This is a genomic window from Pseudomonas sp. GD03842, assembly GCF_029841165.1.
Lineage (GTDB): Bacteria > Pseudomonadota > Gammaproteobacteria > Pseudomonadales > Pseudomonadaceae > Aquipseudomonas.
This window is the reverse complement of sequence record NZ_JAOCEA010000003.1, coordinates 344,304-369,493: the sequence shown is the minus strand read 5'-3', so window position 1 is coordinate 369,493 and position 25,190 is coordinate 344,304. Positions and strand designations below refer to the sequence as shown.

At 60.1% G+C, this 25,190-nt stretch carries 22 protein-coding genes; 13 read left to right on the top strand and 9 right to left on the bottom strand.

All coding sequences use genetic code 11. The annotated features are described in order from the left end of the window. Positions 1-5 precede the first annotated feature (5 nt). The 4 genes from N5D61_RS06655 to cfaB all read left to right on the top strand — a co-directional run bounded on the left by N5D61_RS06655 (position 6) and on the right by cfaB (position 5,528). Positions 6-1,046 (top strand): protease modulator HflC, encoded by a 1,041-nt coding sequence (locus N5D61_RS06655; protein ID WP_279891529.1) that lies wholly within the window; start codon positions 6-8, stop codon positions 1,044-1,046. Continuing rightward, the gene (locus N5D61_RS06650; RefSeq protein ID WP_279891528.1) at positions 1,043-2,110 is read left to right on the top strand and encodes a protease modulator HflK; all 1,068 of its coding nucleotides are present in this window, start codon (positions 1,043-1,045) and stop codon (positions 2,108-2,110) included. The genes N5D61_RS06655 and N5D61_RS06650 overlap by 4 nt, the downstream gene beginning before the upstream one ends. Next, positions 2,107-4,047, top strand: coding sequence for a cation-translocating P-type ATPase (locus N5D61_RS06645; protein ID WP_279891525.1), 1,941 nt, complete (start codon positions 2,107-2,109; stop codon positions 4,045-4,047). Before N5D61_RS06650 ends, N5D61_RS06645 begins: the two co-directional genes overlap by 4 nt. Positions 4,048-4,343: 296 nt before the next feature. Further along, the gene (gene cfaB, locus N5D61_RS06640; protein WP_108236271.1) at positions 4,344-5,528 is read left to right on the top strand and encodes a C17 cyclopropane fatty acid synthase CfaB; all 1,185 of its coding nucleotides are present in this window, start codon (positions 4,344-4,346) and stop codon (positions 5,526-5,528) included. A gap of 100 nt (positions 5,529-5,628) precedes the next feature. Here the strand turns inward: cfaB and cls are convergent, their stop codons facing one another. Next, complete coding sequence (cls, locus tag N5D61_RS06635) at positions 5,629-7,068, bottom strand: cardiolipin synthase (RefSeq protein ID WP_279891524.1); 1,440 nt, start codon at positions 7,066-7,068, stop codon at positions 5,629-5,631. Between the two features lie 171 nt (positions 7,069-7,239). Between cls and N5D61_RS06630 the strand changes: the two genes are divergently transcribed. After that, positions 7,240-7,761 carry a DUF3617 domain-containing protein gene (locus N5D61_RS06630; protein ID WP_279891522.1) on the top strand — a complete coding sequence of 174 codons (522 nt, stop codon included), beginning with the start codon at positions 7,240-7,242 and terminating at the stop codon, positions 7,759-7,761. 225 nt (positions 7,762-7,986) lie between these two features. Continuing rightward, positions 7,987-9,228 (top strand): N-acetylmuramoyl-L-alanine amidase, encoded by a 1,242-nt coding sequence (locus N5D61_RS06625; protein WP_279891521.1) that lies wholly within the window; start codon positions 7,987-7,989, stop codon positions 9,226-9,228. 23 nt (positions 9,229-9,251) lie between these two features. On the opposite strand, the gene N5D61_RS06620 is transcribed toward N5D61_RS06625, so the two are convergent. Then, the gene (locus N5D61_RS06620) at positions 9,252-9,584 is read right to left on the bottom strand and encodes a glutamine synthetase (RefSeq protein ID WP_256601182.1); all 333 of its coding nucleotides are present in this window, start codon (positions 9,582-9,584) and stop codon (positions 9,252-9,254) included. A gap of 146 nt (positions 9,585-9,730) precedes the next feature. On the opposite strand from N5D61_RS06620, the gene zigA reads away from it, so the two are divergent. Continuing rightward, the gene (gene zigA / locus N5D61_RS06615) at positions 9,731-10,933 is read left to right on the top strand and encodes a zinc metallochaperone GTPase ZigA (protein ID WP_279891519.1); all 1,203 of its coding nucleotides are present in this window, start codon (positions 9,731-9,733) and stop codon (positions 10,931-10,933) included. Between the two features lie 125 nt (positions 10,934-11,058). Here the strand turns inward: zigA and N5D61_RS06610 are convergent, their stop codons facing one another. Continuing rightward, the gene (locus N5D61_RS06610) at positions 11,059-11,430 is read right to left on the bottom strand and encodes an NADH:ubiquinone oxidoreductase (protein ID WP_279891516.1); all 372 of its coding nucleotides are present in this window, start codon (positions 11,428-11,430) and stop codon (positions 11,059-11,061) included. A gap of 53 nt (positions 11,431-11,483) precedes the next feature. On the opposite strand from N5D61_RS06610, the gene N5D61_RS06605 reads away from it, so the two are divergent. Continuing rightward, positions 11,484-12,446, top strand: a complete 963-nt coding sequence (locus N5D61_RS06605) for a CobW-like GTP-binding protein (RefSeq protein ID WP_279891514.1) — start codon at positions 11,484-11,486, stop codon at positions 12,444-12,446. Between the two features lie 19 nt (positions 12,447-12,465). Here N5D61_RS06605 and N5D61_RS06600 read toward each other — a convergent pair whose 3' ends face one another. Beyond that, complete coding sequence (locus N5D61_RS06600) at positions 12,466-12,858, bottom strand: DUF3301 domain-containing protein (protein ID WP_108236263.1); 393 nt, start codon at positions 12,856-12,858, stop codon at positions 12,466-12,468. 134 nt (positions 12,859-12,992) lie between these two features. On the opposite strand from N5D61_RS06600, the gene pdxY reads away from it, so the two are divergent. Then, entirely contained in the window at positions 12,993-13,865 is an 873-nt protein-coding gene (gene pdxY, locus N5D61_RS06595) for a pyridoxal kinase PdxY (protein WP_279891512.1), read from the top strand. Between the two features lie 174 nt (positions 13,866-14,039). Here the strand turns inward: pdxY and N5D61_RS06590 are convergent, their stop codons facing one another. After that, positions 14,040-14,525 carry an acyl-CoA thioesterase gene (locus N5D61_RS06590; protein WP_108236261.1) on the bottom strand — a complete coding sequence of 162 codons (486 nt, stop codon included), beginning with the start codon at positions 14,523-14,525 and terminating at the stop codon, positions 14,040-14,042. Between the two features lie 307 nt (positions 14,526-14,832). Between N5D61_RS06590 and N5D61_RS06585 the strand changes: the two genes are divergently transcribed. Beyond that, on the top strand, positions 14,833-16,596 hold the full coding sequence (locus N5D61_RS06585; protein WP_279891510.1) for a cation:proton antiporter: 1,764 nt from the start codon (positions 14,833-14,835) through the stop codon (positions 16,594-16,596). A 38-nt stretch (positions 16,597-16,634) separates the two neighbouring features. On the opposite strand, the gene N5D61_RS06580 is transcribed toward N5D61_RS06585, so the two are convergent. The 3 genes from N5D61_RS06580 to uvrD form a co-directional block, all read right to left on the bottom strand. Continuing rightward, a complete protein-coding gene (locus N5D61_RS06580) occupies positions 16,635-17,042 on the bottom strand; it encodes an SMI1/KNR4 family protein (RefSeq protein ID WP_108236259.1) in 408 nt (135 codons plus the stop codon). A 130-nt stretch (positions 17,043-17,172) separates the two neighbouring features. Then, positions 17,173-18,024 carry a Tim44 domain-containing protein gene (locus N5D61_RS06575; protein ID WP_279891507.1) on the bottom strand — a complete coding sequence of 284 codons (852 nt, stop codon included), beginning with the start codon at positions 18,022-18,024 and terminating at the stop codon, positions 17,173-17,175. 301 nt (positions 18,025-18,325) lie between these two features. Continuing rightward, entirely contained in the window at positions 18,326-20,512 is a 2,187-nt protein-coding gene (uvrD, locus tag N5D61_RS06570; protein ID WP_279891505.1) for a DNA helicase II, read from the bottom strand. A gap of 223 nt (positions 20,513-20,735) precedes the next feature. Between uvrD and N5D61_RS06565 the strand changes: the two genes are divergently transcribed. From N5D61_RS06565 to N5D61_RS06555, 3 genes are all read left to right on the top strand, one after another. Continuing rightward, a complete protein-coding gene (locus tag N5D61_RS06565; RefSeq protein ID WP_279891503.1) occupies positions 20,736-22,775 on the top strand; it encodes an EAL domain-containing protein in 2,040 nt (679 codons plus the stop codon). A 145-nt stretch (positions 22,776-22,920) separates the two neighbouring features. Beyond that, a complete protein-coding gene (gene hexR / locus N5D61_RS06560) occupies positions 22,921-23,787 on the top strand; it encodes a transcriptional regulator HexR (RefSeq protein WP_108236255.1) in 867 nt (288 codons plus the stop codon). A gap of 128 nt (positions 23,788-23,915) precedes the next feature. Continuing rightward, a complete protein-coding gene (locus N5D61_RS06555; protein ID WP_108236254.1) occupies positions 23,916-24,125 on the top strand; it encodes a hypothetical protein in 210 nt (69 codons plus the stop codon). Here N5D61_RS06555 and N5D61_RS06550 read toward each other — a convergent pair. Then, complete coding sequence (locus N5D61_RS06550; RefSeq protein WP_279891499.1) at positions 24,091-25,041, bottom strand: LysR family transcriptional regulator; 951 nt, start codon at positions 25,039-25,041, stop codon at positions 24,091-24,093. The two genes, N5D61_RS06555 and N5D61_RS06550, sit on opposite strands and share 35 nt — an antisense overlap. Positions 25,042-25,190 lie beyond the last annotated feature (149 nt).

The following is a 25,190-nucleotide window of genomic DNA, read 5'->3' as shown; positions in this document are numbered from 1 at the left end:
GTTCCTTGAGTCTGTTTCATTCCCACGATCATCACGACCATACCGGTCACGGGCATGGGCATCATCATGGCCATTCTCATCATGGCGAAGACGCCGGCCCGGTCGGGTTTCCCTGGCGTCGAGCCGGTCTGGCGGCGTTGTTGGTGGCCTTTGCAGTGGCCGCGGCGAGCCTGGTCCAAGTGCGCTCTGGCGAGGCGACCGTCATCACTCGCTTCGGCAATCCGGCCCGTGTACTCCTCGATCCGGGGTTGAGCTGGCGCTGGCCCGCGCCATTCGAAGCGGCGATTCCAGTGGACTTGCGCCTGCGCACCACATCCAGCGGCCTGCAGGACGTCGGCACCCGTGACGGTTTGCGCATCATCGTTCAAGCCTATGTGGCCTGGCAGGTGCAGGGCGACCCTGACAACGTGAAGCGCTTCATGCGCGCCGTCCAGAATCAGCCGGACGAAGCGGCGCGGCAGATCCGTACCTTCGTCGGCTCGGCGCTGGAAACGACCGCCGCCAGTTTCGACCTGGCAAACCTGATCAACACCGATGCCAATCAAGTGCGCATCGGTGACTTCGAAAACCAGTTACGGCAACAGATCGAGAAGCAACTGCTCGATACCTACGGGGTGCGCGTGTTGCAGGTGGGCGTGGAGCGTCTGACGCTTCCGTCAGTGACGCTCAATGCCACGGTCGATCGCATGCGCGCCGAGCGGGAAACCATTGCCACCGAACGTACGGCCATCGGCAAACGCGAAGCGGCGCAGATCCGCTCCGCCGCCGAGCGCGACGCGCGTATCGTCGAGGCCGATGCCACGGTGAAAGCCGCCGATATCGAAGCGCAATCCCGCGTGGAGGCGGCGCTGATATACGGCCGGGCTTATGCCAGTTCACCGCAGCTCTACAATTTGCTGCGCTCGCTCGACACCTTGGGCACGATTGTCGGCCCCAGCACCAAGTTGATCCTGCGCACCGACGCTGCGCCGTTTCGGGTGCTGGTCGACGGGCCGCCCACGCTGTCGGAAGGCAAGCAGGACGGTAAGGCCGGGACGCAGCCATGAGTGAGCATGAGGCGTCGCACATCGAGCGCCCGGCGGTGAACAGCCCGTGGCTGCAAGCCAGCCGTTTGGCGTTTGTGGGCCTGTACGTGGTGACACTGCTTGCGGCCATCGGCTGGGCGGTCTCCAACGTGCGCCAGATCGATCCGCAAAATCGCGCAGTGGTATTTCGCTTCGGTGAACTGGATCGCGTGCAGAACGCAGGGTTGTTGTTGGCATGGCCACAGCCGTTCGAGCAAGTCGTGCTGCTGCCGTCGGCGGACCGCGTCATTGAGCGCCACGTTGAAACGCTGCTGCGTTCGCCCGCAGCGCTGGCTGCCGACAAGATCACCAGCTTCGCCACGCCGATGAGCGATGCGCTGGCGGGCTCGGGCTTTCTCCTCACCGGGGATGCGGGCGTCGTGCAACTGGACGTAACGGCGTACTACAAAGTTACCGATCCCCGGGCCTTCGTTCTGCAGGGCGAACATGTGCTGCCAGCGCTGGATCGTCTGGTCAACCGCAGCGCGGTCAGCCTCACCGCTGCACGTGATCTGGACACGATTCTGGTGGCGCGCCCTGAACTGGTGGGGTCCGACAGCCAGGCGGCCGAGCGGCGCGAGCGGCTGCGAGGCGATCTGGTACAGGGGATCAATCAGCGCCTCGAAGCGCTCGCCACCACTGGCGGCGGACTGGGTGTCGAGGTGGTGCGGGTGGACGTTCAGTCCAGCCTGCCCCCGGCCGCAGTGAACGCCTTCAACGCCGTGCTCACTGCCAGTCAGCAGGCCGATCAGGCCGTGGCCAACGCGCGCACCGCCGCCGAAAAACAGAACCAGGCCGCCAATCAACAAGCGGACCGCCTGCTGCAAGTCGCCCATGCTCAGGCTTCCGAACGGCTGGCCAAGGCGCAGACCGACACGGCTGCGGTAACAGGCCTTTCCCAGTCGATCCAGAACAAGAGTGACCCCGGGCTGTTGCTGCGCCTGTACCGCGAGCGGGTGCCGGGAATTCTCAAGCAGGCCGGCTCGGTGACGACGGTCGACCCCCATGACGATTCACGCCTGATCATTCAGGGAGCCGACAAATGAGTGGCCAAGCCGCACACACCCACGCTCACGATCATCATTCCGCCGAACCGGCGACGCCTGGCAGCATGCTGACCAGCACCGAGCAGCGCAGCGCTGCCCGGCAACTCACACTGGCCATGTTGGCATTGGGACTCCTGGTGCTGGGGCTGGTATGGCGGTTCTTCGCGCCGGAGCAAGTGGGCGTCAGCCAATTGCTGCTGGGCGCCGCTTCACTGCTGGTGGCGATTCCAGTGGTCAGTGCCGGCTGGCATAGCCTGCGCTATCCGAGCCTGCATGGCATTACCGACCAGCTGATCGCGCTGGCGATGCTCGGCGCTTGGGCGACCGGCGACCTGATGACGGCTGCCCTGCTGCCCATCATCATGATTTTTGGCCATGTGCTGGAGGAGCGCAGCGTCATCGGTTCGCAAGAAGCCATTCAGGCCCTTGGCAAGCTGACTCGCAGCCACGCGCGTCTGATCGCGCCGGACGGCTCGATTCGTGAAGTGGACAACGGTTCGCTGGTGGCGGGTGATCGCGTTGAAGTGCGTGCCGGGGATCGTGTGCCCGCGGACGGACGGGTGATCTCGGGACAGGCGAGTCTCGACACGGCGCCCATTACTGGCGAATCGGTGCCCCTCGAAGCCCGCTCCGGTATGGAGGTGTTTGGCGGCGCGATCAACCTGGATGGGCTGCTGCGCATCGAAGTCACGCGCATTGGCCACGAATCGACGCTGGGTAAGGTCATCGCCCTGATGCAGAGTGCCGAGCGTTCGAAGCCGCCGATCACGCGCCTGCTGGAACGCTACGCGGGCAGTTACATGGTGCTGGTGTTACTGATCGCTGCCGTGACCTGGTTCATCACCAACAACGCGCAAGCCATGCTCGCCGTGCTGGTCGCCGCATGCCCCTGCGCGCTCGTGTTGTCCGCCCCGGCGACGGCGATTGCCGGGATCGCCGTGGCCGCGCGACACGGCATCCTGATCCGCAGCTCGGCTTTCCTCGAAGAACTCGCGGACCTGACTTCGTTGGTGGTCGACAAAACAGGCACCCTGACCTATGGCAGTCTGCGCCTGCAGTCCGTCCTGGCGCAGGAAGGGGCGGGTGAGGACATTCTTGTGCTGGCCGCCAGCCTGGGCTCGGCCAGCAGCCATCCGGTCAGCCGCGCCCTGGCGGGCCTGGTCGAGAAAGACCTGCATGTGCCGCTGGAAGATATCCGCGAACGTCAGGGGCTGGGCGTCGTCGCACACACGTCGCGAGGCGAGGCGGCACTGGGTCGCCCCGAGCTGTTTGCCCAGTTGGGAATCGCGACTTCGCCGGTCCCCGGCCATGACGGGCCAATCGCGGGGCTGGCGATCGATGGTACGTTTCTCGCCTGGCTGCTCCTGGCAGACAGCCTCAAGCCCGAGGCGCGACAGGCGCTTGGCGAGTTACGTGACCTGGGGCTTGGGCGGCAACTGCTGTTGACCGGTGATCGGCAGAGCGTGGCCGATAGCCTGGGAGCGGAGGTCGGTATCGGCGACATCCAGGCGCAAGCCTTGCCGGAAGACAAGCTCAATCGCGTCATGGGCGAGATCAGTCGTGGCTTCCGGCCCATGGTGGTAGGCGACGGCATCAACGACTCACTCGCGTTGAAAGCCGGCGTAGTGGGTGTTGCGATGGGGGCCGGTGGCGCCGACATCGCGTTGGCGTCAGCGGATATCGTGCTGATCGGCAGCGATTTGCGTCGACTGGGAACCTGTGTGCGATTGAGCCGCCAATGCCGCTCCACCTTGCAGGTGAATGTCATCATCGGCCTGGGGTGGACCTTGGCGATCGTCGCGCTCGCAGCGTTCGGTGTTCTCGGTGCGGCGGGCGCGATGATCGCTGCTGTGCTGCATAACCTCAGTACGCTGCTGGTCTTGGGTAACGCCGGGCGGCTGCTGCGTTTCCACGAGCCCATCGGTAAATATTCATAAACGTTTGCAAGCCTTGGGTTGCGCTGCCTCCACGACCGGCAGCGCTCCAGATGGCTCGGCCATGGTCTCGAATTCGCTTGAGCCTTGAAGAACTCTGTAACAAATTATGAGTCAGTCATGAGTGGGTGCTCCAACACAGCAGGCTTCAAATGGGCTCGAATCCTGAGGCGGAGCAGCGGCCGCCCCTGCAGCAGATTCGTCGCAGTCCCTCGCTTAAGCCGATAGCCTGACGGTTCCTGTCTGGAGCCGGTTTTGGACTACCCTTTTCCTTGTCTTGGATCAGGGAGTTACCTTCGATGCTCGCGCAACTACCACCGGCGTTACAGAACCTTCATCTGCCCCTGCGTCTCAAGCTCTGGGACGGCAACGAGGTGGAACTGGGGAATGACCCCAGCGTCACGATTGTCGTCAAGGATCCTTCGCTGGTGTCCGACTTCACCCACCCGAGCCTAGACCTCTTGGGCAGTGCTTTTGTGGAAGGGCGTCTCGAACTGGAAGGTTCGATCAGCGAAGTCATGCGCGTCTGCGACGAATTGACCGCCGCGTTGGCGGACGCGGACGAGGGTGTCGCCCCGGTGCGCACCCAGCACGACAAGGACACCGACGCGAAATCCATCTCTTATCACTACGACCTGTCCAATGACTTCTACCGGCTGTGGCTGGACAAGGAGATGGTCTACTCCTGCGCCTACTTCAAGACCGGCGAAGAAACACTCGATCAGGCCCAGCAGGATAAATTTCATCACCTCTGTCGCAAGCTGCGTCTCAAGCCGGGTGAATACCTGCTGGACGTCGGTTGTGGCTGGGGCGGCCTGGCACGTTTCGCCGCCCGCGAATATGGCGTGAAAGTGTTCGGCATCACCTTGAGCCGCGAGCAATTAGCGCTGGCGCAAGAGAGAGTGAAGGCAGAGGGGCTACAGGATCGGGTCGAACTCAAACTCCTCGACTACCGCGATCTGCCTCAGGATGGCCGCTTCGACAAAGTCGTGAGTGTCGGCATGTTTGAACACGTCGGTCATGCGAACCTCGCTCTGTATGCCAAATGCCTGTTTGGCGCGGTGAAGGAGGGCGGTCTGGTGATGAACCATGGCATTACCGCCAAGCACACTGACGGTCGTCCGGTAGGGCGCGGCGCTGGCGACTTCATTGACCGCTATGTGTTTCCCAATGGCGAATTACCACACCTGGCCATGATCACCGCCTTCATCAGCGAAGCGGGCCTTGAAGTGGTCGACGTGGAAAGCCTTCGTCTGCACTACGCCAAAACCCTCGATCATTGGAGCATGCGTCTGGAGCAGAAGCTGGACGTGGCGGCGACCATGGTACCGGAGCAGGCCCTGCGGATTTTCCGGTTGTACCTGGCGGGGTGCGCGTATGCGTTCTCGAAAGGCTGGATCAACCTCCATCAGATCCTGGCCGTCAAGCCTCGTAGCGACGGTGGTCATGACCTGCCCTGGACGCGGGATGACCTGTATCCCTGACCGCGCACTCGCCATCGTTGAACCGTTCGGCTTGTCGGGCTTGGCGTGGTAAAAACGCCAGCGCCGGGCAGCCGGACGGACCGCCTGACGCCAGAATGACCTACAGGATCGGTGAGATCAGCCGCGCCACGCGCATCCCCAACTGCTGCAAGTGATGGGTTTCCTTGCTTTCCTCTATGGAGATTTCATGGGCCTGGGCGAAGTCATCGCTCAACATGGCCTCGACCTCCCTGGCGAAGTCTTCATCCACCGTGAGCAGCATGAGCTCGAAATTCAACCGAAATGATCGGTTATCCAGATTCGCGCTGCCAATGGCCGATATTTCGTTGTCCACCAGGACGACTTTCTGATGCAAGAAGCCCGGCGTGTAGCGGAATATCCGCACGCCCGCGCGCACCGCTTCGAAGGCAAACAGACTGGACGCTGCGTAAACGGTGTAATGATCCGGACGCGATGGCAGTAGCAGACGCACATCGACACCGCGCAGTACGGCCAGGCGCAGTGCAGCCGATACCGCTTCATCGGGAATGAAATAAGGGGTGGTGATCCAGACCCGTTCGGTCGCCGCGTGGATCGCTTCGACGAAAAACAGCGAGCAGGTTTCTTGCCGATCGGCCGGGCCGGTCGCAAGGAACTGACATAACACGCCGTCTTCGGGGTAGCTGTCCGGCAGGATCAAAGGGGGCAACTCTCGGGTTGCCCAGAACCAGTCTTCAGCGAAAGACTCCTGCAGGCATGCCACCACCGGCCCGACGATCGACACATGTGTGTCGCGCCACGGGGCCAATGGCGGCTTCAGTCCGAGGTATTCATCGCCCACGTTATGCCCGCCGACGAACCCCTTCACGCCGTCCACCACGACGATCTTGCGGTGATTGCGAAAGTTTATCTGGAAGCGATTGAGCCAGCCCCCGCGCGTAGCGAAAGCTTTCACTTTCACGCCGCCCGCCCGCAGCGTCTCGACGTAGCGAGCGGGCAAGGCGTGGCTGCCAATGCGGTCATAGAGCACGAAGATTTCCACGCCTTCAGCCGCTTTTTCCAGCAGCAAGGATTGCAAGCGCCGCCCGAGGTCGTCGTCATGGATGATGAAAAACTCTACGAACACAACCCGGCTGGCGGAACGGATGGCTTCGAAGATGGCGGAGAACGTCATGTCGCCGTCGATCAGCAGTTTTACCTCATTGTTGGCCAGACACGGCATGCGCCCCAGCTTCGGCATCGCGCGCAAGGATTCATAAGCGGCTGAGCGTCGTGCGGCCACCGCCTCTTCAATCCAGGGTTTCCAGTTGAAGTCGACAATTGCGTTACGCATCTCCTCGTTGGCCTGCCGCCGCGCTTTGATGTAGGCATCGAAGGTACTTCGGCCGAACACCAGATAGGGAATCAGCGTGACGTAAGGGATGAAGATCAACGGCATCGCCCAGGCGATCGAGCCTTGTGCCGTGCGTACGGTCAGCAGCGCGTGAATCGCTGCTACGATGCCAATGAGGTGCGTAAAGCCAAGCAAGTAGCCAAAAAAATACGGGCTGTGATAGTCCATGCGCGACCTTATCCTGTTGGCCTAGTGCCTAACAGACCACAGTGCGCTGGGATTGTCGCTATTTTCTTTGGCCTGCAACTGGCCAGAAGATCTGCCGTCTAAGCGTCATCGGCGGGCCACCCTGTTACGCGGCCACATTTCGTTTGCTTCAGCAGATAAAGGAACATGTTCATGAAAAAGCGCGTCATGGCGTTGATGGTTTGTCTGGCTGCGCCCTTCGCCCAGGCGCAGGTGCTGCAGCCCGGCTTGTGGGAGCTGACGTCTAGCAATATGCAGGTGGACGGCCAGCAGATGCCCGACATGCAAGTCATGCTTGCTCAACTGCAAATGATGGCCCCCCAGCAACGCGCGGCCATGGAGCAAATGCTCGCCAAGCAAGGCATTATCCTGGGCGGCCAAGGCGTTCGCGTATGCCTTACCCCGGAGCAGGTTAAAAATGAACAGATCCCGCTGACCGACCCCAAGACGGGCTGCACTCAGCGGATCACTGATCGCAATGGGCCGACTTGGAAATTCGAATTCAGTTGCCCCAGAGCTCAGGGCACTGGCGTTGCGCAGTTCCAGAGCGATCGTCAGTTCACCACCCATGTCGTGGGCTCTTTCAATGCGACCGGGCAACAGCAAAACGGCAGCATGGACACCAAAGCGGTTTGGCTTGGACAGAACTGTGGGGCAGTCAAGCCCCGCACCTGATAGACCGTTCGTCCGAATGCCCCGTTCGCCGGGGCATTTCTTTTTCAGCTCGAACACGGTCTGATGTTCCACGTGGAACATCTTGTTGTTTCACCTGAGTTTTTTGCCGTTACCCGTTGTTTTGAGTGATAAATCCAGGGCAGAACCTATCAAAAGCTTCATCTTCACCGCGTTGCCGGCATGTTATATTGTTGCGAAGAATCTCATCTTCTTTCGGAACGTGTCATGCACCGACGTCAGATGCTGCTCAATATGCTGTTGGCAAGCGCCGCCTTTGCGCTTCCTTTCTCCGTCAATGCCACGCAGATTCGTAATGCCCGCCTGTGGCGTTCCGAAAGCAAATTGCGATTGGTTTTCGATCTCAGTGGACCGGTGCAGTACAAGACGTTCACGCTGAGTGCGCCTGAGCGCATCATCATCGACATCAGTGGCGCGCGCCTGGAGGGCAATTTCAGCCAACTCGCCCTGGAAAACACACCGATCAAGGGCATTCGTTCAGGCCACTTTGGCCAAGGCGATACGCGCATCGTGCTTGACCTGGTCTCGCCGGTTCAACTCAATAGCTTTCTCCTTGGCCCGGATGGCGCCCAGGGCAACAGACTGGTGCTGGACTTAGGGCACGAGGTTGCAGCCCATCCGCCTGTACAACTCGCTGCCGCGCCGGCGGCCGTGATCAAGCAACCAGCCCCCGTCGCCGACAAGGCGCACCCCAAGCGCGACATCATGGTGGTGGTCGACGCCGGTCATGGTGGCAAGGACCCTGGTGCGGTCGGCTCCAAAGGCGAACGTGAGAAAGACGTAGTGCTTTCCATCGCACAGTTGCTCGCCAAGCGCCTGAAGCGTGAGAAGGGTTTTGACGTGCGCATGGTGCGCAACGATGACTTTTTCGTGCCACTGCGCAAGCGCGTCGACATCGCTCGTAAATACAACGCCGACATGTTTATCTCTGTTCACGCGGACGCAGCACCCCGGCTCACCGCCTCCGGCGCTTCGGTGTTCGCGTTGTCGGAAACCGGCGCCACATCGGCCACCGCCCGTTTTATGGCTCAGCGTGAAAACGACGCCGATCTGATCGGCGCCAACAGCCTGCTCAATCTCAAGGACAAGGATCCGATGCTTGCGGGGGTGATCCTCGACATGTCAATGAACGCGACCATCGCCGCCAGCCTGCAGTTGGGACATTCGGTACTGGGCAGCTTGGAGGGCATCACCACATTGCATCAGAAGCGCGTGGAGCAGGCGGGGTTTGCGGTGTTGAAATCCCCCGACGTCCCGTCGATTCTGGTCGAAACGGGCTTCATCTCCAATACCCGCGACAGCCAGCGCCTGGTCACGGCGCGTCACCAGCAAGCCGTGGCCGACGGCTTGTTCGAAGGTATGAAGCAGTACTTCGAGCGCAATCCGCCGCTGGGGTCGTACATCGCCTGGCGGCAGGAGCAGAAAGCGGCGGAGCAGGCCCTCGCGTGATGTGAGGCCTGACCCGCGCCTCTTCAGCGGCAGCCCATGACCCGATCGCAGGTGATCCTGCTCCGAGTGCCGCTGGAGCTGGAGACCCGGCTGATCGTCGTCCAGCCGACTTTCTGGATGGTCCCCACCCACGCTTCCCCGTCCGAGGCCAGCCCCGTAAAAAACGTCAGCGCGCCATAGCGACTGTTGGTCTGCGCCCAACTGCGATTGCCTGCGCTTTCGAAGCCGCGCAAGTAGAGGGTGGTGCCCGACATCGCCACGTTGTAGCGGTTGTCGTAGGCATCAACGCACGCCAGAAGCGTGGCGCTGCGGGTACACAGCGCTCGAGTCAGCTTAGGTGAAGGTGGCGCAGCCATGACCGGCGTGCCCAGTATCACGACTAAACCGACAACGATGTGGGAAACCCTGACCATTGAGCGGTCCTTGTAAAAAAAGTTAGCAGATTAGTATTGTTATACTATAACGTAAAAAGCGTCCGAACCTGCTACCTGATGAGACCTTCATGAACCGTCTTCCCGTTACCGTCCTGTCCGGCTTTCTCGGTGCCGGTAAAAGTACGCTCCTTAACCATGTCTTGCGCAACCGTGAAAACCTGCGGGTCGCGGTGATCGTCAATGACATGAGCGAAATCAACATTGATGGCAGCGAAGTCCAGCGCAATGTCAGCCTCAACCGTGCAGAAGAAAAACTCGTGGAAATGAGTAATGGCTGCATCTGCTGCACGTTGCGCGAGGACCTGCTTCAAGAGGTCAGCCGTCTGGCCAATGAGGGTCGCTTCGACTACCTGCTCATTGAGTCCACGGGGATCTCAGAACCCCTTCCTGTCGCTGAGACGTTCACCTTTCGCGACGAGACCGGGCAGAGCCTGGCCGATGTCGCGCGGCTCGACACCATGGTGACGGTGGTCGACGGGCTGAATTTTCTGCAGGACTACCAAGCCGCCGAAAGCCTCGCGACCCGGGGCGAGACGCTGGGGGACGAGGATGAACGCTCGATCACCGATCTGTTGATCGAACAGGTCGAGTTTGCCGACGTCATCCTGATCAGCAAAATCGACTTGATCAGCACCAGTGATCGTCAGGAATTGATGGCCATTCTCAAGCGTCTCAACCATCAGGCAGAGATCCTGCCGATGGTGATGGGCGCGGTGCCGCTTGGAAAGATCCTCGACACGGGCCGTTTTGACTTCGAGCGCGCCGCGCAAGCGCCGGGCTGGCTGAAGGAATTGCGAGGCGAGCACGTTCCCGAAACCGAGGAATACGGCATCGCCTCGGGCGCCTATCGCGCCCGTCGCCCGTTCCACCCGCAACGGTTCTTCGACTTCATCAATGGCGAGTGGACCAACGGCAGGTTGCTGCGCTCCAAGGGGTTCTTCTGGCTGGCGAACAAACATCAGGAGGCCGGCAGTTGGTCGCAGGCCGGCGGCTTGATGCGTTACGGCTTTGCTGGCCGCTGGTGGCGGTTTGTCCCCAAAGAGCACTGGCCACAGGACGAGGAAAGCACAGAAGTCATCATGCGCAATTGGATGGCGCAGAGTGGCGATTGCCGCCAGGAATTGGTGTTCATTGGTCAGAACATCGATTTTGCGCGCCTCAACGCTGAGCTAGATGCCTGCCTGCTGACGGACGTCGAAATGGCGGCCGGGGTAGAGGGTTGGGCTCAACTCGCCGATCCGTTCGGTGACTGGCATGGCGAGGCGGCTTGATACAGAAAGCCTTAGGGGCGCAACGGGCTCACGAGCGCGGCTCGAACCGAATGCGATGAACAAGGTATCAACGTACCTGACGCGTCGCGAGTCCGCTCGCTACCCTGGATCAACGCCCGCTGCGATCACGGCGCTTTCCAGATGCCTTTGCTCTGCTGTTCACAGAAGGGCTTGAGAAAAGCGGCATCGCTGGCCACCCCGTAATAGTGAATGTTCTGTCGATAAGGCATATTGGCGACTTGCGCGTTGCTGCATTGGCCGAACGAGCCGCTCGGGCACTGATCCAGGAAGGTCACTTCAACCTTTTGATCCTTGAGCTGCGGTTTGCAAAAGCCGTCATGAAACAGCTCGGGCGGGATGGTGAGGTTTTCCTGGCAGACCTTGACGTCAAGCCGCTCGGCCTGGCTATGGACCACACAGGATTCGGCCCGCACTTGGCTCGACATCACGGCCATCAGCAGCATCGCCAGTGGCGCGGGCAGCCCGCTTGCTCGCATCGATAATCTCCATCTGCGCTCCGCTGAGGAGCCACGTTGAACAATGGTCGGACATGCTGCAGAACATTCCTACCCATGTCATTGCCGGCCCATTGGGCGCAGGCAAGACTACCCTCATCAAGCACCTGTTGTCGCAGAAGCCGGGCAATGAACGCTGGGCGATTCTGATCAACGAGTTCGGTCGGATCGGGCTGGATGCCGCACTGCTGACCACGGCTGAGGATGGTATCGCACTGGGTGAGGTGGCTGGAGGCTGCCTGTGCTGTGTCAATGGCGCACCGTTTCAGATCGGCCTGGGTCGTCTGCTTCGCAAGGCGCAACCGGATCGACTATTCATCGAGCCCTCCGGGCTCGGCCACCCAGCGCAACTGATGGCTCAATTGCGCGAGGCACCCTGGCGCGGTGTGCTTGCCGTGCAACCCAGCGTCATCGTACTGGACAGTCAGGCCCTCGCAGCCGGAACCCCCTTACCTCCGGCACAGCGAGACGCTGCGCAAGACGCCGGACTGTTGGTCCTCAACAAGTCGGCGGCACTGGATGACGTGAACAAGCGAGCGGTCTTGGGGATGCTCCCCGATCGTCCCATCTGGTGGGCCGAGGCGGGGGTCGTGCCGCTGGATCGATTACCGGGGCGCGATCATCGAGCAACCGAGGGTGGGGACAGCTTGGTCATGGCCAGGAGCCTGGCGCAGTTGCCCGCCGTCTGGAGCGACCCCCTGGAGCCGATCTGCCTGAGCCAGCGGCAGGTGGAGGGCTGGAGCATCGGCTGGCGCTGGCACCCGGACCGTTCATTCGATGCGTCCAAAGTGCAAGCTTGGCTGCGAAGCCTCGACTGGCGGCGGGCGAAGTTGGTTATCCACAGCCATAAGGGCTGGGTGTCCGGCAATGCGTTGGCAGGCAGTGAAGTCCAATGGACGACGAGTGAGTGGCGCAAGGACTCGCGCCTGGAGTTGATCTTCGACGAGCCTAAAGACGAGGGGGCGTTATCTGCGCAGATCAGGGCCTGCCTGGTCTAGCGCCCGTTATCCACGCCGATCACTGTTTCCACTTGTTGTGTTCCTGCCGCCATTCACTGAGCTGGATGATCTCGGCCGTCGGCTTGGGGTCTTTGATCTCGAACGGGTAGGGCGCCAGTTCGATTTGGGCGGTGTGGGCGCCGAACATCGTGAGGGTGCCGGGGTGACGTTGCTCACCCGTCACAGTGAATTCGAAGGTGTACACGCGGGCCAGCCGCTTGCGGCCTTCATTGTCGCGCTTGAAGGTGAGCCGCCGCAGCGCGACATTGCCGTCGAGCAGTTCCAGATCGAGCTTGGCGCAGTGCTGTTTGACACGCTCCAAAGCCCGTTCACGCAGACCATGGGAATGCCACAGCCATGCGCCAGCGGTCGCCAGCAGCATCAGGACGAAAATGTTGCCCAGGGTCAGCATGAAAAGAGAGCTCCAACAGAAGATGTCCAGCTTAACTGCGTCAGGTCGCCGACAGCCATAGCCCGATGGTTTAATTTCGCTTCACTTCGTCCGGCATCGCTACTACTGTGCTTTCCCGGCCTCAGGAACCTGTCATGAAACGTTCGCCTCACCTACTCGCAATCCAGTCCCATGTGGTCTTCGGGCACGCTGGCAACAGCGCGGCCGTCTTTCCTATGCAGCGTATCGGCATCAACGTCTGGCCGCTGAATACCGTACAGTTCTCAAATCACACCCAGTATGGACACTGGAGTGGCGAAGTGCTGACGCCGCAGCAGATTCCGGCCCTCGTGGAAGGCATCGCGGCCATTGGCGAGTTGGGCAATTGCGATGCGGTCTTGTCGGGCTATCTGGGCAGTGCGGCTCAGGGACGAGCGATTCTGGCAGCGGTGGCGCAAATCAAACGTGCCAATCCTCGCGCGGTGTATCTGTGTGACCCGGTCATGGGCCACCCGGAGAAGGGTTGCATCGTGCCCCAGGAGGTCAGTGATTTTCTGCTGGAAGAAGCGGCGGCCGTCGCGGATTACCTGTGCCCGAACCAGCTTGAGCTGGACAGTTTTTCTGGACGCAAACCCAGCGGACTGTCCGATTGCCTGGCGATGGCTCGCGCGCTGCTCGCCAAGGGGCCGAAAGCCGTGGTGGTCAAACACCTCGCCTACCCTGGCAAGCCAGCTGACAGCTTCGAGATGCTGCTGGTGACCGAGCACGAAAGCTGGCACTTGCGTCGGCCGCTGCTGGCGTTTCCTCGGCAACCGGTGGGCGTGGGTGATCTCACGTCCGGTTTGTTCCTCGGCAAGGTGCTGCTCGGCGAGGATCTGCGCAGCGCCTTTGAGTTTGCGGCCTCAGCGGTGCATGAAGTGCTGCTGGAAACCCAAGCTTGCGCCAGTTACGAGCTCGAACTGGTTCGGGCGCAGGACAGGATTGCCCACCCGAGGGTCAGGTTTGAGGCAACCCGGCTGGATGTTTGATAGGCACATGATCGTTCACACGCTCTGCGTGGGAATGCCGTTCTGAACGCTCTGCGTCCATCGCCGGGGTGACGCAGAGCGTCACGGGATGCTTACCCACGCAGAGAATGGGGACGATCAAACGTCATCGCGGATGACTCCGCTATGGGGGCTTTCAAACGCCAACGATTTCCATCAAACCCCGTCTTCGCGAATCTCGCGATACCGCTTCTCCAACTCCTGACGAATCTGGCGGCGCTGTTGTGCTTGCACGTAACGACGCTTGCCTTCGCTGGTTTCTGGTGTGAGGGGCGGGACACTGGCCGGCTTGCGCTGGTCGTCAACGGCCACCATGGTGAAAAAGCAGCTATTGGTGTGGCGAACGGAGCGTTCGCGAATGTTCTCCGTGACCACCTTGATACCGACTTCCATTGACGTGTTGCCGGTGTAGTTCACCGAGGCCAGGAAGGTAACCAGCTCACCGACATGGATCGGCTCGCGGAAAATCACCTGATCCACCGACAGCGTCACCACATAACGCCCCGCGTAACGGCTGGCGCAGGCGTAGGCGACTTCGTCGAGGTATTTGAGCAGGGTGCCGCCGTGCACGTTGCCAGAGAAGTTGGCCATGTCCGGGGTCATCAATACAGTCATCGACAGCTGGGCGTTTCCGGGTTCCATAGCGTGCTCACGGTCAGGTTGAGTCAATTGACACCTCGTAGGGGTGTTCGAATGCAATGCGGCCATCAAAACCGACGTTACCGGGACGCTGGCAGCGGGTTTTCCGTCACGCCCGGTGTCGATCTGTTTCCATATATTGCACCGGCTTTATCCGCTTTTGCGCGGTGTTAACCTGCGGAAACCCTTGGATGGGGTAATTCCTGCGTTCCGACCAGAAGATTCTGGCCCTGCTAACGAATTGTCGTACAGCAGTCGTCCGTATTTTTCTCGATAGCGCCACCTTCTCGCAGTTACAAGGAGCCACGCCATGCATGCCATCGGTTTCATTCAGGATCTGGCAGTCATCATGTTGGTGGCGGGCGTGGTGACCGTCCTGTTTCATCGTCTCAAGCAACCGGTGGTTCTTGGCTACATTGTGGCGGGCTTCATCATCGGGCCCCACACACCGCCGTTCGGCCTCATCCACGACGAAGAAACCATCAAGACACTCGCCGAGCTGGGGGTCATCTTCCTGATGTTCTGCCTTGGCCTGGAGTTCAGCTTGCGCAAGCTGCTCAAGGTCGGCGCGACGGCCTTCATCGCAGCGTTTCTGGAAATCATGCTGATGATCTGGATCGGTTATGAAATCGGCCAGTTTTTTGGCTGGAGCACGATGGACTCGCTGTTCCTGGGGGCAATCCTTGCGATCTCCTCTACGACCATCATCGTCAAGGCCCTCAACGACTTGAAGATGAAGAACCAACGCTTCGCTCAGTTGATTTTCGGTGTGCTGATCGTCGAAGACATTCTGGGCATCGGCATCATCGCCTTGTTGTCGGGCATCGCGGTCAGTGGCACGGTCAGTTCGGGTGAGGTCTTTTCCACGGTCGGCAAGTTGTCGCTGTTCATGATCGTGGCCCTGGTCATCGGCATTCTGCTGGTGCCGCGCTTATTGGCCTACGTCGCGAAATTCCAGAGCAATGAAATGCTGCTGGTCACGGTGCTGGGGCTGTGCTTCGGGTTCTGTCTGCTCGTGGTCAAGCTTGAGTACAGTATGGTGCTGGGCGCTTTCCTGATCGGCGCGATCATGGCCGAGTCGAGGCAGCTGGCAAAGATAGAACACCTGGTCGAGCCCATTCGGGACATGTTCAGCGCCATCTTCTTTGTCGCCATCGGCCTGTTGATCGACCCGAACATTCTCGTCGAATACGCCTGGCCGATTGTCGTCATTACGGTCGCCGTGGTGTTGGGCAAAATGCTGTCTTGCGGCCTCGGGGCGTTCATTGCAGGCAATGATGGCAAAACCTCGCTACGCGTCGGAATGGGGCTCTCACAGATCGGCGAATTTTCTTTCATCATCGCCGCCCTTGGGATGACGCTCCAGGTCACCAGCGATTTTCTTTACCCCGTGGCAGTGGCCGTTTCAGCCATCACCACCTTGCTCACGCCCTATTTGATTCGTGCGGCCGATCCGCTTTCTCACACGTTCGGGAGGGTCGTACCCACGCGTATGGCGCGGGTGTTTGGGCTGTACGGGGAATGGCTGCGCAGCATCCAGCCTCAAGGCCAAAGCGCTTTGCTGGCCTCGATGATTCGCAAGATTCTGCTGCAGGTAGGCGTCAATCTGGCATTGGTCGTGGCGATCTTCTTTTGTGGCGCGTATTTCGCTGAGCGCATAGGCGACTATTTCAGCGAGTGGGTGACGGACCCCGGCCAACAGAAAGCCTGGATCTGGGGCGCCTCGCTTCTGTTGTCGCTACCTTTCCTGATCGCGGCGTATCGCAAGCTCAAGGCCTTGTCGATGCTACTGGCCGAGATGAGCGTGAAGCCGGAAATGGCCGGACGTCACACAGAGCGTGTCCGGCGGGTGATCGCCGAAGTGATCCCGCTGCTGTCGCTGATGGTGATTTTCCTGTTGATCGCCTTGCTGTCGGCGAGCATGTTGCCAACGAGCGAATGGCTGTTGTTGATCGTGGGCGTGGCGGGCGTAGTGGCCGCGGTGCTATGGCGCTGGTTCATTCGCGTGCACACGCGGATGCAGATCGCGTTGCTGGAGACGCTGGGTAATCATCAGGAGCCTTCAGAGCACTGAGCCGCTGAAGGCCGCTGGTTGGCATGCGTAGATTCGTCTCAGCTTTCCAGCCAGACGTCTCGTGCCCAGTGCCAGACCGACTCCCAGCTTTCTTCAGTGACAAGCTCCTCGTCGCCCGACCAGAGCACGACGGTGCCGTCTTCCTCGACACAGTAGTAATCCTCACCGTCCTGACAGATCGGGATCAGGTCACGTGGAACACCGGCGTCCCATGCGTTGGCCGCCACTTCCGGAAGATAAGTGTGCGAACCGGGATCGGTAACGGTCACAGGCTCCAGGCTGCCGTACACCACGTCACTGACATTCAGCAGGAATTCCTTGAAGACGAAAGGAATGTTGATGAACAGCTCTTCTTCGATTTCGACAAGCTGATCTTCGTCCGGCAGCTCAAGCGGGACGGGGACCGGCTCATTGGCTTCACGGAGTTGTTCGATAACTTCTTCCACGACGTGGACCCTCTAACGATATGCGCGGTTTATACAGTAGCTTAAAGCCGACACCAAATTAACTGCGGCCCCTGAAAAACAAAACCCCGATCGCAGTCGGGGTTTTGGATTAGCGAAGCCTGGAAGAGTTTCAGCCGTTCTGGCGGATACCCGCTACGAGCCAAGGCTGGTTCTCGCCCGGGGCGCGCTCCATGTTCCAGCTTTCGCTGAACACTTCGCCCTGGTCAAAGCGCGAGGTCTTCGCCACGCCATTGAATGTCAGCGTTGCGATGGTCTTGTCAGCGCGGTCTTCGACACCTTCCAGTTGAACGGTCAGGTTGTCGATGTACGTCGATTGGAAGGCGTCACCCAGGTCGGCACGTTCCTTTTTGAGGAACTGCAGCATTTGCGGGGTCACGAATTCAGCAATCTTGTCCATCTCGTTCGCGTCCCAGTGTTGTTGCAGGGACTGGAAGTGCGTACGTGCGGCTTCGACGAAGCGCTCCTCGTTGAACCAGGCCGGTGCGTTGATGACCGGACGTGGCGCGGCGGCGCTCGAACCACCGAACATCGAGTGGTTGTTCTGCGCAGGCTGTTCCACGGTTTCACGTTGGTACGGCGCGCCAGCCGGAGCCATGTGCGGCTGCTGCTTGCGACGACGAGCTGCGATGAAGCGGAAGATGACGAAGGCGATGATCGCCATGATCAGGATGTCGAAGAACTGCATGCCCTGGAAACCGCCACCCATGAACATGGAGGCCAGCAGGCCACCGGCGGCGATACCGGCCAGCGGGCCCAACCATTTGGAAGCACCGCCTGCGGCGGGCGCAGGACGTCCGGCGGCGTTAGGAGCAGCGGCAGGGGCAGAAGGGGCAGTCTGACGCGCCTGGTGAGTCGGCGCCGAGCCCATGCTCTTGCCGCCACCAAAACGCGCGGCGTTGGCGTCCAGACTCATGGTGAGTCCGATGACCAGCGCCAGGGCGATGCTAAGAAAACGTTGCATAGTGGGAATTCCCGTTTGTGGATTGCACGCGCGCCATATTGAACAGGACGACTGTGTCTGACCAGCGACCAAATGTTTCTGGCTTTTGCGTGGATCTCAATAGCGCCTATAAGACTTGGGTTGTAGGGCTACGGAGAAAGTTCTGTAGGAAAGATGGGGGCCATGCGTAGGAATGCAAGCGTAGGTGTGTCGGCCAGTGTGGTAACGCGCTTGCCCGCGATTGCTATTTGCCTGACACGTCGTTGCATACAGACACACCACAATCCCGCGCAAGCGCGCTTCTACGAAGCCACGCCGAGCGTCAAACCGGCTCCAGCTTCGCGTAACCCAGCATCAGCCACTTGCTGCCTTCGGAAAAATTCACCTGAACGCGCGCCTGTGCACCGGAGCCCTCGAAATTCAGAATCACGCCCTCGCCGAAAACAGCGTGCTGCACCCGCTGACCCAAGGAGAACTGGCTTTGCGGTATGCCTTCGCCATCGAACAGTCGGCTCGGTGCCATGGTCTTCGAGCCACCGAAAGGGCGCGACACACTGTTGGACAAACGCACTTCCTGAATCAGGTTCGGTGGAACCTCGCGTACGAAACGCGACACCTTGTTATAGGTTTCGCTTCCGTATAGACGCCGGGTTTCGGCATAGGTCAGCACTAGGTGCTGCATCGCGCGGGTGATGCCCACATAAGCCAGACGGCGTTCCTCTTCCAGACGGCCCGGTTCTTCCAGACTCATCTTGTGCGGGAACAACCCTTCCTCCATGCCGACGAGAAACACGTAAGGGAACTCAAGCCCCTTGGCGCTGTGCAATGTCATCAGTTGAATGCTGTCTTCGTGCTCGTCGGCCTGGGTGTCCCCCGCCTCCAGGGAGGCATGCCCCAGGAAAGCGGCCAGCGGGGTCAAGTCTTCCTCGCTTTCGCTGTTTTCAAAAGCACGGGCCGCGCTGACCAGTTCTTCAAGGTTTTCCACCCGGGCCTGGCCTTTCTCGCCTTTCTCTTCCTGGTGGTAAGTGATCAAGCCGGATTGTTCGATCACCGTCTGGGTCATCAGGTGCAGCGGCATGTCCACGACCTTGGCCGAAAGGTTCTCGATCAGTTCGATGAACGCGCCCAGCGCACTGGCTGCCCGGCCGGTCAGACCTTTATTGGCGATCAACAGCCGCATGGACTCCCACATGGACACATCGGCATGACGCGCATGTTCGCGGATGGCCTCGACGGTTTTTTCGCCGATGCCGCGTGGCGGGACGTTGATCACCCGCTCCAGCGCGGAGTCGTTACCCCGGCCGTCAAGCAGGCGAAGGTAGGCCATGGCGTTCTTGATCTCGGCGCGCTCGAAGAAGCGCTGGCCACCGTAGATACGATAGGGAATACGCTCGCGCAGCAAGGCTTCTTCAAGGACCCGGGACTGGGCGTTGGAGCGATAGAGAATGGCGATGTCGCTGCGCGACAGCCCGTTGCGGATCGCACTTTCGATGGTTTCGACCACGTAGCGCGCTTCGTCCTGTTCGTTGAACGCCGCGTACAGGCTGATCAGTTCGCCATCGCCCACGTCCGTCCACAGCTCTTTGCCCAGGCGCCCGCTGTTATTGACGATCAGCCCATTGGCGGCCTTCAGGATGCTGGCGGTGGAGCGATAGTTCTGCTCCAGGCGGATGACTTCGGTGTCCGGGAAATCATCGGAATACTGATGGATGTTTTCGATCTTTGCCCCACGCCAGCCGTAGATGGACTGATCGTCGTCACCGACGACCATCAGGCTGTCGCCGCCCTTGGCCAGCAGACGTAACCAGGCGTACTGCACGGCGTTGGTGTCCTGGAATTCGTCCACAAGTACGTGACGGAAGCGGCGTTGATAGTGATCCAACAGGCCTGGATTGTCGCGCCACAGGTCCAGGGCACGGAGCAGCAGTTCCGAAAAGTCGATGACGCTGGCCCGCTGGCAGGCCGCCTCATAGTTCTCGTAGATTGCCTTCATGGTGCTCAGGAACAGGTCGCCGGACGCTTGAATGTGCTTGGGCCGCAAGCCTTCGTCTTTCTGACCGTTGATGAACCACTGCGCCTGACGCGCGGGCCACTTCTGCTCGTCCAGCCCCATTTCGCGGATCACGCGTTTGACCAGCCGTTGCTGATCATCGCTGTCGAGGATCTGGAAGTTCTGGTTCAGCCCCGCTTCCTGCCAGTGCGCGCGCAGCAAGCGGTGCGCCAGCCCGTGGAACGTGCCCACCCACATACCCGCCGGGTTGATGCCCATCAACTGCTCGATCCGATGGCGCATTTCGGCCGCGGCCTTGTTGGTGAACGTCACCGACAGGATCGAATGCGGCGAAGCGTTCTCCACCTGGATCAGCCAAGCGATGCGGTGCACGAGCACGCGGGTTTTGCCGGAGCCAGCGCCAGCTAGGACCAACTGACGCCCTACCGAAGCGGCGACCGCCTGGCGTTGGGCATCGTTGAGGGAGTTGAGCAGAAGGGAGAGGTCGTCGTTATGCATCGGCGCATTCTAGGGTGCGGGAGGAGAGCGGGCAAACCCTAACGCTGGCCGGTCGTTAAATCGCCCGCCACCTTCCGTTCCCACGGGCGAAGGCGGCGACCTGCGCCTGTACCCGCGCTCGTCGGCCGACCGTTCACGCATTTTATTGTGCTGACTGTTTGGTCTGGTCAGCCGCTTGTGTATGCTCCGCTGACGTTCAAGGCCGCTAATTATAAGAATCGCCATGACTACCCGCCCAGCAGCCCCGGCCGACGCCGTGGCGACACCTTCTGTCATTCGCAAGCGTTACGCCACTCAGCTTGCGGCCGCACGCATCCGTCTTCTCTATCAAGGCTCGATGCTGCCAACCCTGTTCATGTTCATCAATGGTTTGCTGTGTGCCTGGTTGCTCTGGAGCCCGGAGCGCTATGTGCTGGTCGGCATCTGGGTAGGCTGGCTGTCTGCACTGGTGTGCCTGCGCATTCTTCAGGTGGCAGCCTTTCGCGCCGCCTCGTCAGACCGGCAGGCCGATCCGGTCTGGAAACGTACGTTTCTGGCGGGAGCCTGTGTGAGCGGTCTGACGCTGTCCACCGCGGCGCTGGTGCTCGTGCCGACGGAAAGCTTCGTGCAACAGGCGTGGGTGTTCGGCCTTATCGGTGCCGCGACCCTCTCGGCAAGCGTGGCTTACGCTGCGAGCATTCCGGCATTTCTGACCTTCGCCGTGCCTTGCCTGTTGCCGCCAGTGGTTTACCTGTTCTGGAGCGGCGACATTCGCTTGCGAGGCTGGGGCTGGCTGGGGTTGATCCTTCTCTTGGCGCTGATCGTCGTCGCGGCGCAGGTCAACCGAGTGATTCAGCGCGGCTTGATGCGGCGTTTCCAGAATCTGGCCCTGATCGAACACTTGCAGCAGGCGCAAGCCAACAGCGAAGCGCTCAATCGAGAGCTTGCCCGGCAATTCGAAGAGCGCGCGCGCTACCTCTCCCATTACGACGCGCTCACCGGTCTGGCGAATCGGGCACTGTTCAATGAACGTCTGCGCGAGGCGAACCAGCGTGTGCGTCAGGGTGGGCGTTCGCTGGCGCTGCTGCACATCAATCTGGACCGCTTCACCTTGCTCAATGACAGCCTGGGTCACGACATCGCCGATCAGTTGCTGCGCCAAGTGGGACGGCGCTTGAGTGCAGCATTGGCGGAGGCGGACACCATCGCACGGTTGTCTGGCGACGAATTCGCGATTTTGCTGGATGCCCAGGGCAACCTGACGACGCTTGCCCGGATCACCACGCGTTTGCTGGCCAAACTGCGCTCCCCTCTGTCGGTGGCCGGGCACGAGTTAGTGGTCAGTGCATCGATCGGCATCGCGCTGTTCCCGGATTCTGCACGCGACGTTTCGACGCTGGTCACTCAAGCCAACATGGCGATGCAACACGCCAAGCATTTGGGAGGCAACAATTTCCAGTTTTATACCGAGCGTCTGCAGGCTCGGACATTGGAGACATTGCAGCTGGAAATCCAGTTGCGGCGTGCCATCGAGGAAGGGCAGCTCACGGTGTATTACCAACCCAAGCTCGATCTGGCATCTGGGCGGCTGAACTCTGCCGAAGCGCTGGTCCGCTGGCACCATCCGGTGCATGGCATGGTCCCTCCCGGGGATTTCATCGGCTTGGCTGAAGAGTCTGGTCTGATCAGTGATATCGGCGAATTCGTCTTGCGGCGTGCTTGTCGACAGGCCCGAGAATGGCAGCGCTGTGGGTGGGTGCCGATCCGAGTCTCGGTCAATGTGTCCGTGCACCAATTGAGGCAAGGCAAATTGGTCACCCTGGTTCGTCAGGTGCTCGACGAAACCGGTCTGATGCCTGAATTCCTGGAGCTCGAACTGACAGAAAGTCAGTTGCTCGACAGTGTTGAGCACATTATCAGTACGTTCCGCCAACTGCGGGAGCTGGGGGTAAAGCTGACCATTGACGATTTCGGTACGGGCTATTCATCTTTGAGCTACCTGAAGCGCTTTCCGGTGGATTACGTGAAGATCGATCAGGCATTCATTCGCGGCCTCGGTGAAGGTTCCGAGGATGCTGCGATCACCCGCGCCATCATCGCCATGGCCCACAGTCTTGACCTGAAGGTGGTTGCCGAAGGGGTCGAGAACGCAGGGCAACTGGATTTCCTGAAAGCCCATGGTTGCGATGAAGTGCAGGGGTACTTGATCAGTCGGCCACTCGAGACAGCCGCGATGGGTGAAGTCTTGCGTGGTTCTTCGTCGGTTGCCTGGAGTCACGTATGAAAAGTCCTACACTAACCGGCGAACTGTCTGCTCCTGCCAATCAGTTGCGAACTCCAAGCTCGTTTAGCTGTGCGGTTTGCAGGTCATGTAGTATAACTACAAGAAAGCTACAGCCCGGCCCATCATCCTCAATGAGTCCTGCCCTTTGAATCTGTTGCAGCACATTGCCCAGTCCCGCCATCTCTTGCGTAAGTCAGAGCTCAAGGTAGCCGACCATGTGCTGCTTGACCCTGCGGCTGTCATGCACAGTTCCATGGCCGATCTGGCCCACAGTGTCGGCATCAGCGAGCCGACCATCGTGCGCTTCTGTCGCGCCATCGGGTGCACGGGGTTTCAGGACTTGAAGCTCAAGCTTGCCCAAAGCCTCGCCGCAGGGGCCAGTTTCGGGCAGTTCGCGATTCATGAGGATGACTCGGTCGCGGACTACAGCCTGAAAATTTTCGATACCACGCTGCATACGCTGATGGAGGTTCGGGAAAAGCTCGACCCTCATGCACTGCAAGCCGCAGTGACAGTGATGGCTGCCGCGCAGCGTGTCGAGTTCTACGGATTCGGCGCATCCGGCGCGGTTGCGGCGGATGCGCAGCACAAATTTTTCAGGCTGTTGCTAACGGCGGCGTCCTACTCCGATCCGCACATGCAAGCGATGTCCGCAGTCACCCTCAAACCGTCGGACGTCGCGGTGTGCATCTCTCAGTCCGGGCGCTCGAAGGACCTGCTGATCACCGCCAACCTGGTTCGCGAAAGCGGCGCCAACCTGATCACGCTGTGCCCAAGTCAGACACCGTTGGCCGAGCTGTCGACCGTCAACCTGGCGATCGATGTGCACGAAGACACCGAAATCTATACGCCTCTGACCTCCCGAATCGCCCATCTGGTCGTGATCGATGTGCTGGCGATGGGGGTCGCAATGGCGCGCGGGCCGACGCTGGTCAACCACCTGAAGAGCGTCAAGCGCAGTTTGCGCAGTCTGCGTCTGTCGCCGAAATCCATAAAGTCGGCAGAAGATTGAGCCAGCGCGCGGTGATTGAGACCGGGCTTTGCGCTCTGCACCCTTCACCAACTTGTAATCGCCGCGCCACCTGATCGTCACGGCTGAGCGCCATGCTGTACTTCCGCACACGCAATGGGAGACAGGATATGCCTCGGCACTACGATGACTCACAGCAGCACACCAGCGCCAAGACTCGCCGTCAGCAAGAAGATCAACGACGCATGGCCTTTCGGCGTGCGATCGAGACCCGCTTCGAAGACCGTCGCCTGAGCCTTGAATTCGATGACTACCTCGAAGCGACGGAAGGCCACTGGCGGCTCGCTAGCCTGTCCGAAGGTGCCCGTCAAAGCGTTTGACCAGCTCGCTGATCTGCGCCCGCTCCGTGCGAATGAAGGCCAGGAAAGCGTGCGCCACTGGTGACAGACGTTTCTCTCTGGCCTGAACGACGCACCAGCTTCGATAAAGCGGCAGCTCGGCCACCGGCAGCTCTTTCAGGGTGCCTGCGGCCAGCTCCAGACTCAGCGCGTGGCGGGTCAGCAACGCGACGCCGAGCCCCGCCACCACGCATTCGCGTTGTGCTTCGGCGGACGACACTTCCAGAGCGCTATCGAAGTGAATGCGCTTTTCTTTGAAGTATTCCTCGCAGGCCTTGCGCGTGCCAGAGCCCTGTTCCCGGACTACCAACGTGTGGCTTTCCAGGTCTTTTAAGGACGGTTCCGCCAGTTGAGCGAGAGGATGATCGGGTCTGGAGACGGCCACGATGGGGTTGTTCAGGAACGGCAGAAACTCCAGCCCCATGTCTTGTGGAACCATCGACATCACCACCAGATCGTCTCGATTGTCGGAGAGTCGACGAATCACCTGGGCGCGGTTGACGACGGTCAGACTGAGCATGACTTCAGGGTATTGGCGCTTAAATGCGGCGAATAGGTGCGGAACGAAATACTTCGCGCTGGACTCGATCGCAAGCTTCAGTTGCCCCTGCAACGAGCCCTGCATGTCGGAAAGCTGCATGTCGAGGCTTTCAAGGCGCCCGAAAATATCGCGGCTGGCCAATTGCAACGCTTCGGCAGCCTCGGTCAGGTAAAGCTTTTTACCGACATACTCAAAAAGAGGCTGCCCAACGAGTTCTTCCAGCTGCCGGATCTGCAGGCTAACGGCAGGCTGCGTCAGCGACATTTCTTCTGCCGCGCGGCTGTATGAACGTAAATCGCAGACCTCGTTGAAAACGCGTAGCTGACGCAATGTCATACGCATCAATGACTTACGCATTTTGCCAACGCTCTCTCGATGATCGAAACCAAGACTATAAGTCTTTACTTATGGTAATCCCAATTTTTACTCATTTTTATTAATTGCTGATTGGACTTAGGGTGCATGCATCGCTGCGACGCAACATGAAGTTACGGAATGTCGCGACG

Bases quoted from the DNA above. Each gene is read 5' to 3' on its own strand.
- N5D61_RS06650 (WP_279891528.1), top strand. From the start codon at position 1,043: ATGAGTGAGCATGAGGCGTCGCACATCGAGCGCCCGGCGGTGAACAGC.
- N5D61_RS06645 (WP_279891525.1), top strand. From the start codon at position 2,107: ATGAGTGGCCAAGCCGCACACACCCACGCTCACGATCATCATTCCGCC.
- cfaB (WP_108236271.1), top strand. From the start codon at position 4,344: ATGCTCGCGCAACTACCACCGGCGTTACAGAACCTTCATCTGCCCCTG.
- cls (WP_279891524.1), bottom strand. From the start codon at position 7,068: ATGGACTATCACAGCCCGTATTTTTTTGGCTACTTGCTTGGCTTTACG.
- N5D61_RS06630 (WP_279891522.1), top strand. From the start codon at position 7,240: ATGAAAAAGCGCGTCATGGCGTTGATGGTTTGTCTGGCTGCGCCCTTC.
- N5D61_RS06625 (WP_279891521.1), top strand. From the start codon at position 7,987: ATGCACCGACGTCAGATGCTGCTCAATATGCTGTTGGCAAGCGCCGCC.
- N5D61_RS06620 (WP_256601182.1), bottom strand. From the start codon at position 9,584: ATGGCTGCGCCACCTTCACCTAAGCTGACTCGAGCGCTGTGTACCCGC.
- zigA (WP_279891519.1), top strand. From the start codon at position 9,731: ATGAACCGTCTTCCCGTTACCGTCCTGTCCGGCTTTCTCGGTGCCGGT.
- N5D61_RS06610 (WP_279891516.1), bottom strand. From the start codon at position 11,430: ATGCGAGCAAGCGGGCTGCCCGCGCCACTGGCGATGCTGCTGATGGCC.
- N5D61_RS06605 (WP_279891514.1), top strand. From the start codon at position 11,484: ATGCTGCAGAACATTCCTACCCATGTCATTGCCGGCCCATTGGGCGCA.
- N5D61_RS06600 (WP_108236263.1), bottom strand. From the start codon at position 12,858: ATGCTGACCCTGGGCAACATTTTCGTCCTGATGCTGCTGGCGACCGCT.
- pdxY (WP_279891512.1), top strand. From the start codon at position 12,993: ATGAAACGTTCGCCTCACCTACTCGCAATCCAGTCCCATGTGGTCTTC.
- N5D61_RS06590 (WP_108236261.1), bottom strand. From the start codon at position 14,525: ATGGAACCCGGAAACGCCCAGCTGTCGATGACTGTATTGATGACCCCG.
- N5D61_RS06585 (WP_279891510.1), top strand. From the start codon at position 14,833: ATGCATGCCATCGGTTTCATTCAGGATCTGGCAGTCATCATGTTGGTG.
- N5D61_RS06575 (WP_279891507.1), bottom strand. From the start codon at position 18,024: ATGCAACGTTTTCTTAGCATCGCCCTGGCGCTGGTCATCGGACTCACC.
- uvrD (WP_279891505.1), bottom strand. From the start codon at position 20,512: ATGCATAACGACGACCTCTCCCTTCTGCTCAACTCCCTCAACGATGCC.
- N5D61_RS06565 (WP_279891503.1), top strand. From the start codon at position 20,736: ATGACTACCCGCCCAGCAGCCCCGGCCGACGCCGTGGCGACACCTTCT.
- N5D61_RS06555 (WP_108236254.1), top strand. From the start codon at position 23,916: ATGCCTCGGCACTACGATGACTCACAGCAGCACACCAGCGCCAAGACT.
- N5D61_RS06550 (WP_279891499.1), bottom strand. From the start codon at position 25,041: ATGCGTAAGTCATTGATGCGTATGACATTGCGTCAGCTACGCGTTTTC.